Annotated in this window: 13 protein-coding genes; 6 read left to right on the top strand and 7 right to left on the bottom strand. The window is 51.5% G+C overall.

The genetic code is table 11. The annotated features are described in order from the left end of the window. The 4 genes from nrfD to VFG09_10000 form a co-directional block, all read right to left on the bottom strand. Nucleotides 1-1,433, bottom strand: a 1,433-nt coding sequence (nrfD, locus tag VFG09_10015; protein HET6515482.1) for an NrfD/PsrC family molybdoenzyme membrane anchor subunit, incomplete at its 3' end; no start/stop codon positions are given. 24 nt (nt 1,434-1,457) lie between these two features. Beyond that, nucleotides 1,458-2,174, bottom strand: a complete 717-nt coding sequence (locus tag VFG09_10010) for a Crp/Fnr family transcriptional regulator (protein HET6515481.1) — start codon at nt 2,172-2,174, stop codon at nt 1,458-1,460. A 116-nt stretch (nt 2,175-2,290) separates the two neighbouring features. Next, nucleotides 2,291-3,301 (bottom strand): AmmeMemoRadiSam system radical SAM enzyme, encoded by a 1,011-nt coding sequence (amrS, locus tag VFG09_10005; GenBank protein HET6515480.1) that lies wholly within the window; start codon nt 3,299-3,301, stop codon nt 2,291-2,293. After that, nucleotides 3,298-3,600, bottom strand: coding sequence for a DUF2934 domain-containing protein (locus VFG09_10000; protein HET6515479.1), 303 nt, complete (start codon nt 3,598-3,600; stop codon nt 3,298-3,300). The genes amrS and VFG09_10000 overlap by 4 nt, the downstream gene beginning before the upstream one ends. A gap of 124 nt (nt 3,601-3,724) precedes the next feature. Between VFG09_10000 and VFG09_09995 the strand changes: the two genes are divergently transcribed. The 4 genes from VFG09_09995 to VFG09_09980 all read left to right on the top strand — a co-directional run bounded on the left by VFG09_09995 (nt 3,725) and on the right by VFG09_09980 (nt 7,553). Further along, nucleotides 3,725-4,597 (top strand): aldo/keto reductase, encoded by an 873-nt coding sequence (locus VFG09_09995; GenBank protein ID HET6515478.1) that lies wholly within the window; start codon nt 3,725-3,727, stop codon nt 4,595-4,597. A gap of 98 nt (nt 4,598-4,695) precedes the next feature. Further along, nucleotides 4,696-5,685, top strand: a complete 990-nt coding sequence (locus tag VFG09_09990) for a glycosyltransferase family 2 protein (protein HET6515477.1) — start codon at nt 4,696-4,698, stop codon at nt 5,683-5,685. A 167-nt stretch (nt 5,686-5,852) separates the two neighbouring features. Next, nucleotides 5,853-6,299, top strand: coding sequence for a hypothetical protein (locus VFG09_09985; GenBank protein ID HET6515476.1), 447 nt, complete (start codon nt 5,853-5,855; stop codon nt 6,297-6,299). A gap of 132 nt (nt 6,300-6,431) precedes the next feature. Then, nucleotides 6,432-7,553 (top strand): radical SAM protein, encoded by a 1,122-nt coding sequence (locus VFG09_09980; protein HET6515475.1) that lies wholly within the window; start codon nt 6,432-6,434, stop codon nt 7,551-7,553. 60 nt (nt 7,554-7,613) lie between these two features. Here the strand turns inward: VFG09_09980 and VFG09_09975 are convergent, their stop codons facing one another. The 3 genes from VFG09_09975 to glmS (VFG09_09965) all read right to left on the bottom strand — a co-directional run bounded on the left by VFG09_09975 (nt 7,614) and on the right by glmS (VFG09_09965) (nt 13,036). After that, entirely contained in the window at nt 7,614-9,260 is a 1,647-nt protein-coding gene (locus tag VFG09_09975) for a PAS domain S-box protein (protein HET6515474.1), read from the bottom strand. Between the two features lie 48 nt (nt 9,261-9,308). Next, complete coding sequence (gene glmS, locus VFG09_09970; GenBank protein HET6515473.1) at nt 9,309-11,135, bottom strand: glutamine--fructose-6-phosphate transaminase (isomerizing); 1,827 nt, start codon at nt 11,133-11,135, stop codon at nt 9,309-9,311. 68 nt (nt 11,136-11,203) lie between these two features. Next, a complete protein-coding gene (gene glmS / locus VFG09_09965; protein ID HET6515472.1) occupies nt 11,204-13,036 on the bottom strand; it encodes a glutamine--fructose-6-phosphate transaminase (isomerizing) in 1,833 nt (610 codons plus the stop codon). 569 nt (nt 13,037-13,605) lie between these two features. Here glmS (VFG09_09965) and VFG09_09960 point away from each other — a divergent pair. Together VFG09_09960 and VFG09_09955 are read left to right on the top strand one after the other, a co-directional pair. Continuing rightward, on the top strand, nt 13,606-14,625 hold the full coding sequence (locus VFG09_09960) for an ATP-binding protein (protein HET6515471.1): 1,020 nt from the start codon (nt 13,606-13,608) through the stop codon (nt 14,623-14,625). After that, nucleotides 14,622-14,801, top strand: a 180-nt coding sequence (locus VFG09_09955) for a response regulator (GenBank protein HET6515470.1), incomplete at its 3' end; no start/stop codon positions are given. The genes VFG09_09960 and VFG09_09955, both read left to right, overlap by 4 nt.

Genomic DNA, 14,801 nt, shown 5'->3' with positions numbered 1-14,801 from the left:
TGATCGATCTCCCTGAAGATGATGTCGGATTCAGAAACCACGCCGATAACCCTGCTAGCATTGTCTACCACAGGCACACCGCTGATGCGGTGGAGAACGAGAAGCCTGCCGATCTCCTCTATCGGCGTCTCTTGCTTGACGGAAATCACCTTTCTGCTCATGACATCTCTGGCAAGCTTGCCCTCTTCCTCGTGCACAATCGCAGGCGCTGCGGGGTGACGGAGTCTCCCCGTTTCGATCGCCACCGCTGTCCTGACGGACAGGGTATACATGATTGCACCCAATGCCCATATGCCTCCTGCGATCCTGGCTTCCGTCAGATTCGGCAAGTACTCATAGACCTCGCCAAGAGTGTCGGGGATGAAACCCGGCAGGACAAGGCCCATTCCCTTTTCTATCCAGATCCCGATGAAGATGAGGCCGCACCCGATGTTAAGGGTCAAAAGGCGCTTCCTGGTCTGCGGGATAAGGAAGAGGAGAAAGCCGATACCGTTAAAGAACATGGCCGACCAGATCCATGGGACAAGCTCGGCGTGGCCGTGGAGTCCTAGGAAGAGATACCTTATCTGGGATGTGTGGACTGTATTGGAATAGTATTCCTTGTACACTTCGGCGAACAGGAGGAAGATATTGATCGCCATCGCAAAGGCTATGATCTCCGATATCCTCATAATAGCCTTATCGTCGATCTTAAAGTCCGTCACCTTCCTCAATATCTGGAAGATGATGATCATCAGCGCAGGTCCAGAACAGAAGGCCGAGGCAAGGAACCTCGGTGCTAGGATCGAGGCGTTCCAGAAAGGCCTTGCTGCAAGGCCGTTATAGACAAAGGCAGTGACGGTGTGGATCCCTATCGCCCAGGGGATGGACAGAAGGACAAGGGGCAGGACTACCCGTTTGTCAGGGTCCCTCCCCAAATAGGTGTGATAACCGACATAGAGGGCAACAGAGAGGTTAAGGATCAGATAGCCATTAAGGACCACCATATCCCAGGCGAGTATGGAACCCGGGAAATTCGGGGTCCCGATGAAAGGGATCGCATGCCAGAACCGTTCGGCTCTCCCAAAGTCCACAAAGATGAAGAGGAGAGCGGAAAAGACCGCGGATACGGCAAGGAGTTCCCCGAGAATCACGATCTTCTTGATCGGTTTAAAGCTGTAGAGATAGGCGGGAATTATCAGGAGAACCGCTGCAGCAGCGACTCCGACCATAAAGGTAAAGTTGGCGACATAGAAGCCCCAGGAGACCTGATCTCTCATCCTGGTCACGATGAGTCCGGCCTTCATTTGAGAGACGTAAGCCCCGAGTCCTGCGAAAACGCAGAGCGTAAGGAACGCCATCCAGACATAAAAGGCCTTGTTCCCCTTAAACATGACGTCAAACAAGGCCCTCAAGAAGAGGCGGAATCCCCCTCTCGTCTCTTTCGCGGTCATTTCGCCCCTACGCCACTCCAACCATTACAGACGGAGAGAGGAAACCGAAGACTGTTTATCCATCAGCTTGCTCAGTCTCCCTCTGTCGATCGTAAACCCCTTGACGCTGGAATGGGTGATGACACCCGCCTTCTTCAGCTTTGACATAGTTCTCGAGACCACCTCTCTCACCGTTCCCGTCATTGACGCAACATCCTGGTGAGAAAGCTGAAGCGAGATGAAACTCTCCTTCGGCGAGACCTCTCCCGCCAGCGTCATGAGTGTCGTAATGACCCGCTTTTCAACATCCTTGAAGGCGAGGTCTTCGAGAAGACCGGACAGATAATGAATCTTGTTGCAGAGACCTGAAATGATCTTCCAACCGGTCTCGCTCACCGCACTCCTCAGGACCTCCTTGAACGTCTCTGAAGGGATAACGATCAGCGACGAATCATCAAGGGCAATCGCCCCGACCATGTAGCTTCCCCCCGCGCAGAGAGGGGCACAGCAGAAGTACTCTCCCGGCCCCATAATCTTTATGATAAGCTCCCTGCCCTCCTGGGAAGTCTTGTACAATTTCACGGTTCCCCTTTTCACGATAAAAAAGGACTTCGATGGCTCAGATTCTTCGAATATGACTTCGTTCCTAACGACCTCCCTGACCCTGGTCATCTCTCCAATCACAGAGAGCTCGTCCTTGCCGAAGCCTGAAAGACAGGGAAGAGAACGGAGATCGTTATGTATTTCAGAGAGGGGATTCATGGCCACCTGCTATCATTAAACCTGAAAACGTCCTGTCTGTCAATACGCACTTTCCAAGGGTTTCCTGAGGGCCTCAGGCTCGTCAGTTCTCACCATAGGATGCATACCCGAGACCCTCACGGCATCCCGACACCATCAATCCTGGTCCCGCATCGTACACATGCAGCATCTTTCATTTTAATCGTCGTAAGCGCAAAACCCATTCTCTCGATAAGCAGTGCTCCGCACGAAGGGCAATAGGTGTTCTCTCCGCCCTCACCGGGGACATTTCCCTCGTACACGTATTTGAGACCTGCTTTGAGTCCGATCTCCCTCGCCCTCCTGAGCGTCTTGACAGGGGTCCGGGGTTGATCCTGCAACTTGTAGGTAGGATAGAACTGGGTCACATGCCATGGCATCGCTCTATCGATTGATCGGATGAATTCAGCAATCCACTCGAAAAACCCTTCCGAATCATTGTGGCCCGGGATGATGAGCGTCGTGACCTCAACCCACACCCCCAACTCCTTCATGAGTTTAATGGTGTCAAGCACGGGTTGGAGTCTTCCGCCCACAACCTTTTTATAAAATGTCTCATCGCCTTTCACGTCGATATTGTTCCCGTCAAGATAGGGCGCAATGAGTCTCGTCGCCTCAGGGCTTGTATAACCGTTGCTCACAAAGACATTCTTGATCCCTTTTTCGCTGGCGAGTCTCGCACAGTCATAGGCGAACTCAAAGAAGATCGTCGGTTCGGTATAGGTGTATGAAATACTCTTGCAGCCCGATATCTCCGCCTCCCTGACAACCTCCTGCGGACTCATCTCCTCTCCCGGTATGTCCGGATACTCCCTCGGGTATTGGGATATTTCATAGTTCTGGCAGTGGAGGCACCTGAAGTTACATCCGACTGTGGCTATTGAATAGGACCGTGAGCCGGGATAGAAGTGAAAAAGCGGTTTTTTCTCTATCGGGTCGATATGCCGGGCGATGACCTTTCCGTAAACGAGGGTGTACAAGGTACCGTTCCTGTTTTCCCGTACTGCGCAGATGCCTCTCTTGCCCGGATGTATGATGCAGCGATGGTTACAGAGAAAGCATGTTACCTTGTCCCCGTCAATCTTTTCATAGACCATCGCCTCCTTCATTCAGCCTTCTTTTTTGTCGTGGCCCTTCCTGCTTTTGGAGCTTTTGCCTCAGTCTTTTTCGGCGGCGTCTTCTTGGCTTTCGGCTTTGCTGTTTTCGGCTCTGCCCCTTCCGATTTCTTCTTCCTGACCGCTTTTACGACCTCAGCCTCTTTTTCTATTTCATTGGCGTATCGCTCCATAACGATCCTCTCGGCCTCAAGCCAGTCAGTCAGCTCATACCCGTGAGCCCTCCCCCTTTTCTCATAGAGCTCATAGGCGACCCTCGCAACCTCATCACGGACATCCTTGTCTTTACGCATGTTCTACCTCCTCCCAAAAAAAATAATATTGTCTCACAGTTTATTTTAAAATAGTATCATGATTCATGACGTTATGCAACTCGATGAAAAAACAGTGTGAGGAAGGGCTGCAGGAAGCAGCAGCATGGAAGATGATATTCTCTGCTATAATCTCTTTATGGCTATCCCGAAGAGGAGACTCGGCAGGACAGGATGCGAGGTAACCATCCTCGGCCTTGGAGGAGAAGGCATACTGCGGACCTTCGGATACGAGGAAAGGGCATACCGTCTCATCAACAGAGCCCTTGACTCCGGCATAACCTACTGTGAATCAGCCCGGGCCTATTCAGGAAGCGAAGGATATTACGGAAGGTCGTTAAGGGAACGGAGAAAAGAGATATTTCTCGCGAGTAAGTCCCATGCCAGGGACAGGGACGGAGCACTGGCACAGTTACAGGAGACCTTGAAGAACATGAGGACCGACTATCTCGACCTTTGGCAGATCCACGATGTGAGAACGGAAGACGAACGGGAAGAGATCTTTGGCCCGAAGGGAGCACTCGAGGCATTCGTTGAGGCCAAAGAAAAGGGCCTCGCAAGATTCATCGGCGTAACAGGCCACCATGACCCTTCCCTCGTGAGACGCTGCATCCAGGATTATGACTTCGATACGGTCCTCATCCCGGTGAACCCCGCTGAACCTAAGTACAAGAGCTTCATCGATGGCGTCATCCCCCTTGCAACGGAGCGCGACATGGGAATCGTAGGCATGAAGGTCTATCTGCGCGGGCTTGCTTCAAGGTTGCCCTGGTACAGAACCATGGAGCCCTTTTTCCGCTTTGCTCTCTCCCATCCGGTTTCGACTGCCGTCGTCGGATGCGATACCATAGAACAGCTTGAGGAGAATGTGGGCTTTGCAGAGACCTTCAGGGCAATAAACGACAAAGAGATGCAGGGCCTCGTTGACGCCTTCTCACCCTATGCCTGCGAGCTGATGTACTATAAGCCTTCAAATTAGTATTATGATGTTGAATCAAGCAATTAAAACCAAACGAACGAATCATGGATCCACGCGATTTATGATCAGATAACGTACCATAGCCTACGATGGGGTGAATGAAGAAACTCGATAGGAGTTTGCTTAAGGATATGAAGTCCAGTCATCTACTTTCCGTGATTGTACCCGCATATAACGAAGAGAGCGTACTGAAGACTTTCCATCAGCGTCTGTCCGTCATATTAGCCAACTTACCAATGCAGACTGAAGTCATCTATGTGAATGATGGCAGCACCGATCGAACTCTGGAAGTAATTCGCTCATTGAGAATGAATGACCATAGCATCGGAATTGTTGATTTGAGCAGGAATTTTGGTAAGGAGATCGCAATGGCAGCAGGACTTGATCATGTTCAAGGTGATGCTGTCATTATAATAGATGCAGACTTACAAGATCCTCCCGAGCTCATTCCAGAGTTGGTTCAGCATTGGCAGGATGGTTATGACGGAGTGTACGCTGTACGACTTTCGCGGAAGGGCGAAGGCTGGGTAAAAAAGATTACGGCACATTTTTTTTATCGCCTGATCAATCGACTGAGCCGCATCCCTATACCTGAAGATACAGGCGATTTTCGTTTACTGAGCCGAAGAGCTGTCGATTCACTGAAAAAATTGCGCGAACAACATCGATTCACAAAGGGGCTGTTCACATGGATAGGTTATCCTCAAAAAGCAGTACATTATCATCGAAATCCCCGCCTCGCCGGTAAGACTAAGTGGAATTATTGGCGTCTCTGGAACTTTGCTTTGGAAGGTATCACGTCTTTCACTACCGCGCCACTCAAGATGGCAATGTATTTAGGCTTACTAACCGCCCTGATAGCCTTTCTTTACGCCGGAATAATCATTTACAAGACTCTTGCATTTGGTGAGCCTGTCCATGGTTATCCCTCTTTGATGGTAGTTATCTTACTTCTTGGTGGTATCCAGCTTATGGCCGTTGGAATTATGGGTGAGTATCTCGGGAGAATATTTGTTGAAACTAAGTTACGCCCTCTGTATTTTTTGAAAGGCTATATGCCCCCCGACCGTGATAACAGATCAGATTAGATTCTATCTCAGAAATTCTTGAAGTGAAGATTTTGCTTGATCCATTTGAAAAAGAGCAATGACGCTGGCAGGCTATTTAAGCCATTCTATAAGGTTTGACGACTTATGTACTATAAGCCTCAGGGTGATGGTATCCTTCTCTTCATAGAATCCTTGAGGAAGGAGATATGGAGTTCTTCATCGTCGAATTGACTGAAGAAGAGACACATCTCGACGAAGAGCGCAATCGATTGCTTCTCAATCTGAAGGAGTATCTCGAGTTCGTCCGGGCGGCGAATGAGCTTGGTATCCTGGAAGGGATACTCAAGAAGATCGACTTCCAGTGCGCGAAGTGTAAATCCTTCACCCTTCCTGCAATCGCCTTTTACAAGGCTGTAATCGGTACCATAGACATGGATTGCGTGTACGACATCATACACGGGGTGACGGAGCGTATCTATCTCACCGAGGAAGAATGGATCCAATACACGAATTACGGACAGGAGAGCGTGGATATCATAAAAGATGCCTCCCTCGTCGAGACGAACGGAGAACTCTACCGTTTTGTTGCAAAGGAGCTCTTCTTCAGATTTGACAGCAGCTGTGAATGCAATAGTATTCTCGGGAGCTCGTAATTGACGAAGCGTTGAAGGACCTGCTCTTTCATCAGGAGGGTCGGGCAGGAACAAAGCGGCCGGGTAGGCACAATCCTTTCCTTCGCATTCCACACCGAAGCCACTCTGTGCTATCATTGCGGAAGGGTCGCGATGGATACGATCGACAAACTGAAAGTGCTGTCTGAAGATTCCCGGTATGATCTCGCCTGTGCATGCGGTACGGTCAGCGATGAACGCCGGAGAAGGGGACCTGACGGCAAATGGCTCTATCCCGTCACCCTGCCCGATGGCCGCTCCTCCGTCCTCTTAAAGACCCTCCTTTCGAATGCATGCGCCAACGACTGCAAGTACTGCCCGCTCCGTTCCGAAACTGACGTCAGGCGCTGCACGCTGCAACCCGAAGAAGTTGCACGGCTGTTCATGGAATATCGGCAAAGGAGAAAGGTCTTCGGCCTCTTCCTGAGCTCCGCCGTCATCAGGGATGCCGACTATACCATGGACAAGATCAACGCCGTGGCCCGCCTCCTTAGGTACCGGCATCATTTCAGGGGGTACATCCATCTGAAGATTATCCCGGGGGCATCGGACGCAGCGATCGAAGATTCCCTGTCGCTGGCGACCACAGTCTCCCTCAATATCGAAACGCCGGGGAAAAGACACTTCGAGAGACTTTCAAACAAGAAAGATTACGAGAGAGACATCCTCCGTCCCCTGGCACTGATGGGCAGGCTCACGGAGAAGGGAATGAGGTTTTGCAAAGTCAAATGCACGACGCAATTCATTGTCGGCGCCTCAGACGAAACGGATGCTGAGATCATTGATTCCCTCTTCAATCTTTACGGCCGAATGAATATAAAGAGGATCTATTTTTCAGCCTATCAGAAAGGTCTCGGCGATCCTGGTATCCCCGGTGAAAGGCGGGGAATCATGCATGGAGATGATTCATTCCTCCGGGAGCACCGTCTCTATCAGGTTGATTTTCTCAGCCGCCGATACGGCTTCAGGAGGGAAGATATCCTCTTTGACAGGAGCGGCAACCTGAGGTTGGACAAAGACCCGAAGGAGGTTTGGGCCGAAAGCCATCCTGATTACTACCCTGTCAGGCTGAACACATCAGACAGAGACACCCTGCTCAGGGTTCCCGGACTCGGGCCGGAAACGGTCCGCAGGATTCTCACGATACGGCTTGAGCGAAAGATCAGAACCCTTGAGGATGCTGGTCTGAAGGGAAGACAATTCACAAAGGTCAGTCGCTACGTCATCTTTGAGTGATATGGTCTGTGGCCCTTCGAGAATCCCCCGGATGTCGGGGTGAAGGGTCGGGCAAGAAGATCATTCCCCCAGCATCTTCGTCAGCAGGCTGCTCAGCTCTTCGATCCGGTAAGGCTTGGGAAGCACTGCGCTGAATCCCAAGTCATTGAAGTCTGCCATAGTGTACTCATGAAAATACCCGCTCGAGATGATCACCTTGACCTCCGGATCGATTTCGAGGAGTCTCTTCATCGTTTCTTCGCCTCCAAGGCCTTCGAATATGATGAGGTCCATGAGCACGAGATCAAAGGGAGATCCCGATTCTCTGGCCTTGCGGTAAAGAGCAATCGCCTCCTCTCCCTTTCTCGCATATTCAACGTCATAGGACAGATGATCAAGAATCGCCCCGGCAACGGTTCTGTCCACCTCTTCGTCATCCATGACGAGGACCTTCCCCTTCCTTGCGCGGGGGCTATCCAGACCCTCCTTTCCTGCTGACTCCTCACCGCAGAGGGCAGGCAGGAAGATATGGACCGTCGTTCCTCGTCCGATAAGAGAATCTACGGAGATAAAGCCGTCATGACTCCTGATGAGCGCATAACAGGTTGTAAGGCCAAGCCCCGTTGCTTTCGGGCCTCTCATCTCCTTGGTCGTAAAGTAGGGATCAAAGATCTTCGGGAGATTCTCCTGAGAAATTCCAGCACCCTGATCTTCGATGGATATCCGTATGTGGTCTCCGTTCAAAGGGGGATTATGTTCATGGCCGTGGGGGATATTTTTGGCGGATATCTTGATTGTTCCCCTGTCCGACATAGACTCCCGGGCGTTGCAGACGACATGGCGAATGACCTGTCCGATCTGTTCTTCATTGGCAAGAACAGGCCAAAGATCATCGGCAAGGGACAGCCCGAATTCCATGGGTGAATCCATCAAGGCCAGACTGACCGAATTCTCGATGACCCTCGCAACATCAACCTTCCTCCTCAACCGTTCCCCCGGCGTCGCGCTTGAGAGCAGCTGCTTCAACGTATCCTTTGCGAGGTATGACGCGTGCTCGGCCTCTGCGAGATGCTTGACCATCTCGCTCTCGGGGCCCATCTTCTTCTTCACAAGATAGATGTTTCCGACGACGAAGTTCAGGAGGTTGTTGAACTCATTCACCAACCCCTCGATAAGGGTCCTCATCGATTCGTACTTCTCCGCCTTGAAGACTTCAGTCTCCCTCTCCTTTTGCTCTGTGATGTCCCTGACGACGCTGACCACCATCTGAATCACACCGTCCCTGAAAATCGGAGACCATGCATGGGAGACCCACTTTGTGCCGCCTGCCCTCGTGACGATGCGGTATTCCATGGGTGAGCCGCTCTCGCCCTTCACTGCCTTATCGTGAACCTCCCTCGCTTTCTCCTGGTCCTCACGATGAATCATCCGTGGCTTTCGCCCGATGAGCTCTTCCGGCCTATATCCCAGGACCTTGTTGCATGCAGGGCTCAAATAGGAGATGCGTCCGTCAGGCAGGGTGAGCATGATCACATCATTGCTGTTTTCGACAATACTCCTGTAGAGTTCTTCACGCTCACGAAGGGCATCCTCCGTCAAACGGTGTCGTTCTTCCGAGGACTGAAAGGCAGCGACCTTTTGCCGCAATTCAAGGACTTCCTGTGTCAGGTGCTCTATGTCTCTGTCTTTATCAGTCACGACGTCCGCTTTAGTATACGGTAATTTCATGTGCGCCTTCAATTGACGACAGGGCTTTGGGAAAGAGAGATACTGTGTTCATTCCACAGTCACGCTCTTTGCCAGATTCCTTGGCTGGTCAACGTTGCAGCCTTTCAGAACAGCAACGTGGTACGCAAGGAGTTGGAGCGGTACCACGGTCACAAAAGGCTGGAAGGCGGGATGCGTTGAGGGCACAACAATCAGTTCGTCGACCTTCTCCCTCAGCGCAGCGGGCGCGTCGGTTATCGCAATCACCCTGCCCCCTCGCGCCCTCACCTCCTCTATATTGGAGAGGACTTTCTCAAGAAGGCTGTCCATCGGCGCGAGAAAAACAACGGGCACCCCCTTTTCCACAAGGGCAAGGGGGCCGTGTTTGATCTCGCCTGCCGGATATCCGCCTGCATGTGTATAGGATATCTCCTTCATCTTCAGTGCCCCTTCAAGGGCGACAGGGTAGTTCAGACCTCTCCCAAGGTAAAGGAATCCTTTGGCATCTGTGAGAGTCTTTGCGATCTCCCTGAGGTCTCTATCGGTCTTGAGGGCCTTTTTAATGAGGCACGGGAGATCCATCAGCAGAGACTTCAGGGTCTGTATTTCGAGAGCGCTTAACTTCCCTTTTTTCATCCCGAGGGCAATGCCGAGGAGGCAAAGCGCAGCCATCTGCGCGGTAAACGCCTTTGTTGAGGCGACACCGATCTCGGGTCCCGCCCTCGTGTAAAGGACGGAATCAGCCTCTCTCGTCGCCGTGCTGCCGGTGACATTGCAGATCGCAAAGGCAAGGGCCCCTTTCTCTCTCGCCTCACGCTGCGCCGCGAGGGTGTCCGCGGTCTCTCCTGACTGAGTAATCGTTACAAAGAGGGTGCCCTTCGTGATGATAGGTCCCATATACCGGTATTCCGAGGCTATATCCACGTTGACGGGCAGGCGTACAAATTTTTCTATGATATACCTTCCGACGAGCCCCGCGTGGTATGAGCTGCCGCATCCCACGATATGGAGCCTCCTGAGATTCTTTGCCGTATCGCTGATGCGAAGTTCCTCGAGAAGGCTCCTCGGATCATCGATCCACTCACTGAGGGTATCAGTTACAGCCTTCGGCTGCTCGTAGATCTCCTTCAGCATGAAATGCTCGTAGCCTTCCTTCTCGGCCATAGACGGGGTCCAATCGACGCCAATAATAGAGTCCTTGATCGGCAAGGTCTTCATGGAAGTCAACGATTTCAGTTCGATGCCGCCCTTTGTCATCGTGCAGACCTGACCGTCATCGGGGAAAATGAACTTCCTGCTGTAAGGAAGGAGTGCCGGAATGTCTGAGGCGAAGAAGAACTCTCCTTCTCCGAGGGCCACGACGAGGGGACTTCCACATTTTATCGCGAAAAGGGTGTCGGGATAGGTGTCACAGAGGATTCCCAGGGCATAGGTCCCCTTCAGCATCGACGTTGTTTCCCTGATGGCATCCATGGGAGAGAGACCTCTTGCAAGATGGTGTGAAATCAGCTGCGGTATGACCTCGGTATCGGTATCGGATGAGAACTCATGGCCTTCTGCGAGGAGGTATGACTTCAGGTCCCGGTAATTTTCGATGATCCCGTTGTGCACCACGACCACCCCGTCTGCGCTGTGGGGATGGGCGTTCTGTGTTGAAGGTTCGCCATGGGTTGCCCACCTTGTGTGGCCGAGACCGATCCCAAAATCAGGCACGGGCTGAGGGAGGATCCTCAGGAGGTCCTCTATCTTGCCCCTCGTCTTGTATATCTCTATCCCCTTCCCGTTTCGGCAGGCAACGCCGGCCGAATCATATCCCCGGTATTCGAGCCTCCTGAGACTATCGAGCAAAATCGGCAACGCGTTTCCCTTACCGATATATCCGACTATTCCACACATAGATCAACTCCCTGTCGATCGACAAATTTGCTCATGTTCCGCCGCTTCAGTGCTGTGATGTTCACGATTCACTCCACCGTCACACTCTTGGCAAGATTCCTCGGCTGGTCGACATTACACCCCCTCAGCACAGCAACATGGTAGGCAAGCAACTGCAGCGGTATAATATTGACCAGGGGAGAGAGTGTGTGATGGGTGGCCGGCACTGCTATCACATTGTCTGCCTTATGAGCGAGAGATTCTGCGTCATCGGATACTGCTATGACCCTGCCGCCCCTGGCCTTCACCTCTTCTATGTTCGATAGGATCTTCTCAAAAAGGTCGTCCTTCGGGGCTACGACGACTACGGGCATTCCCTCGTCGATAAGGGCGATGGGACCGTGTTTCATCTCGCCGGCAGGATATCCCTCGGCATGGATATATGATACCTCCTTCAGTTTCAGCGCGCCTTCAAGGGCGATGGGATAGTTGATGCCTCTCCCGAGATAGAGAAAACTCTTTGCGTAGATAAGACTCCTGGCAAGCTCCTTTATCTCCCCATCCTTCTTGAGCGCCTCATCAATGAGGTTAGGGATCAGGGCGAACTGGGCCTTGAGGTTATTCGTCTCTCCGAGAGACAATTTACCCTTCCTCATCGCGAGAGCTACGGCAAGAAGGTAGAGCGCCGTAATCTGTGCCGTAAAGGCCTTTGTCGACGCAACGCCGATTTCCGGACCTGCCCTCGTGTACAGAACAGAGTCAGCCTCCCTCGATGAGGAACTGCCCACCACGTTGCAGATCGTCAGCGTTGTTGCACCCCTATGCTTTGCCTCACGCTGTGCCGCAAGGGTGTCAGCGGTTTCGCCCGATTGGGTGATGGACATAAGGATTGTTCCCTTTTCTACGATTGGTTTTCGGTAGCGGTATTCCGATGCTATATCGATATCGACAGGGACACGGGCGAGGGACTCTATGAGATGTTTCCCGATGAGAGCGGCATGCCAGGACGTTCCACAGGCAACGATCTGGAGCCTCCTGAGCCCCAAAGTTATCTCAAGGGGCAGTCCTGACGCGTCGAGGAGTCTCTGCGGGTCCTTTACCCACTCGGTAAACGTCTCCTTCACGGTGCGCGGCTGCTCGTAGATCTCTTTCAGCATGAAATGATCGTAACCTTCTTTTTCAGCCATGGAGGAAGTCCAGTCGATCTCGATGATCCTATCCTCGACAGATATCTTCTCATTCCTGTCAAGGACGCACTCAAGTTCAAGCCCCCCCGGCCTGAGGACACAGAGATGTCCGTTCTCCAGGAACATCACCCTTCTTGAATAGGGAAGGATCGCAGGGATGTCGGATGCGAAGAAGAATTCATCCTCACCAAAGCCTATGACAAGAGGGCTCCCCTGCCTCACCGCAAAGAGCGCGTCGGGATCAGCCTCACTGATGATCCCTAAAGCAAAGGTGCCCCGTAAGCTCGATATGGTCCTCTGTATCGCATCCTTGAGAGAAAGACCTGCCCCGAGATTCTTCGAAATCAAATGGGGGACGACCTCTGTGTCCGTATCCGAAGAAAAGGCACAGCCCTCAGCAATGAGGCCTGACCTGAGTTCGCGGTAGTTCTCGATGATCCCGTTGTGTACGACCGTGACCCCTCCTGCTGAGTGCGGGTGAGCATTGCGCGTGGAGGGTGCCCCATGGGTCGCCCACCGTGTGTGGCCAAGGCCGATCCTCGCGCCATAGACCGGGTTAGGAAGGATCATCTGAAGGTCATTGATCTTCCCCTTTGTCTTCCATATCTCGATTCCCTTACCGTTCCTGAAGGCAATACCTGCAGAGTCGTATCCCCTGTATTCAAGTCTCTTCAGACTGTCAATGAGCACCGGCACGGCATCTCTTTTACCGACATAACCAACTATTCCGCACATATGCACCTCCTGGACGTATCAGAGAATCCGACGACAGACCGACTTCTTGAAAAAATCCGTCCTCAGGAATAATTGCAAGTATTGTACCATTTGGCGTCATCACTGATCTTGTAGGACTATCACCGATAAAAAAATAAGAATTGTCCTACAAATAAATCGGACCGTTGCCGATTCATATTTATCCGCCCGTCATTTATCATGAAAGCTGTCCCGGTTAGAACCACGACTACCGGTCCGTTCCTTGACATGTTCTGGTTGTCCCTGGAAATGACATGTACGCTGGCCGGAAGAGACTCATTACATTACATTTATATTAAGGAATGGCACAGGAAATTTTTGCGGTGATTCTGCCTCTTTTCTATGGTAAGCTATATAATGTTGTGCTTGAACATAAGAAAGATATTGCTTATACTGAAAACGGAAGGTGACATGGTAAGGCATTGCATGTATCCTCTGGTTGTTTGCCTTGTGAATCTTTGAGCTATGCGTTATCTGACTTGTTGTAACAGAAAAAACCATACGCTCTTCATATGTGGTGTTGTCATCGTTTTCCTCAGAGGGGGAAGGCTGTGGAATTGAGGAAGGGGCATGACTATACTTTTTCCGTTGATAGGGACTTATGCATTACAGCCCTCGGTGAAGATATAAAAAGTATTGCAAAGAAGTATGCTTCTAACGTCCTCGGCAGGAAGTACTATGACATCTTTCCAAGGATATTTACCGAAGACGGTGACGCAGTATCGCTAGCGCTGCAAAAGAACAAGAAGATGACCATCAAAGACCATCCCATCAACTGTCTCTCCGGTCAGACATTGGCAGATATCAGCATAACACCCGCAAAAGCCTCCAACGGTCGTGGCGGCGGAGCAGATGTGACAATCTCTCCCGACGCACTCTGTGCATTGGCGCAGAAATTCGAGCAGTCACAGCAGTTTATTGATATCGGCAAGATCGCCTCAACCCTTGCACACGGTGTGCGGAGTCCCCTGAACGCCATAAAGGGCGCCGTCGTTTACCTCAGTGAGAAATATGCCCATGATCGCATCCTCGTTGAGTTTGCTGAGATGATGCAGGAGGAGATCGCCCGGCTTGATACCTTCATTTCCAATTTTCTCAGTACTTCATTGTCGGATACGCGGCCCATCCTGACCGATATCAATGCATTACTGAAAAAGGTGGAGACGATCACGTCCCTCCAGTCAATTGCCTATAATATCAACACCTCCTATGAATATGGGGAAGTCCCTAAGATCATGGTAAATGGCTTCCAGATCGAACATGCAATTCTGAACGTCATAAACAACGCGATAGAAGCGATGCGGTCAGGAGGGCACCTCACGGTAAGAACGAGGACTGAAAAACGCACCGTTGGTGACTTTATCATCGTTGAGATCTCGGATACCGGTCCCGGAATGGACGAGCACAAGGAAGGAGTTCTCCCGGCGCGCAAGGGAAAGGGACTGGGATTGGTCATTACGCGCGAGATTTTTCAATATTATGACGGTCATGTGGAGATAGACAGCAAGACGGGGAAAGGAACAACCGTGAGATTATTTCTTCCTGTTCACGCATCGGGAGGTGTCCAGTGAACCGTAGGAGCAAAGGAGATATCCTTATCGTTGATGACGAACCGAATGCCATCAAGGTCTTATCCTCAATACTCGCACAGGAAGGCTATGACGTCCGTGGGTCCAATGATGTCGAAAGCGCGACAAGAGTAATACACAGGACGAACGTCGATGCAATCATTACAGACCTGAAGATG

Source organism: Thermodesulfovibrionales bacterium (assembly GCA_035686305.1).
Classification (GTDB): domain Bacteria; phylum Nitrospirota; class Thermodesulfovibrionia; order Thermodesulfovibrionales; family UBA9159; genus DASRZP01.
Note: the sequence above shows the minus strand (reverse complement) of the source record. Positions and strands in the feature narration are given on the sequence as shown.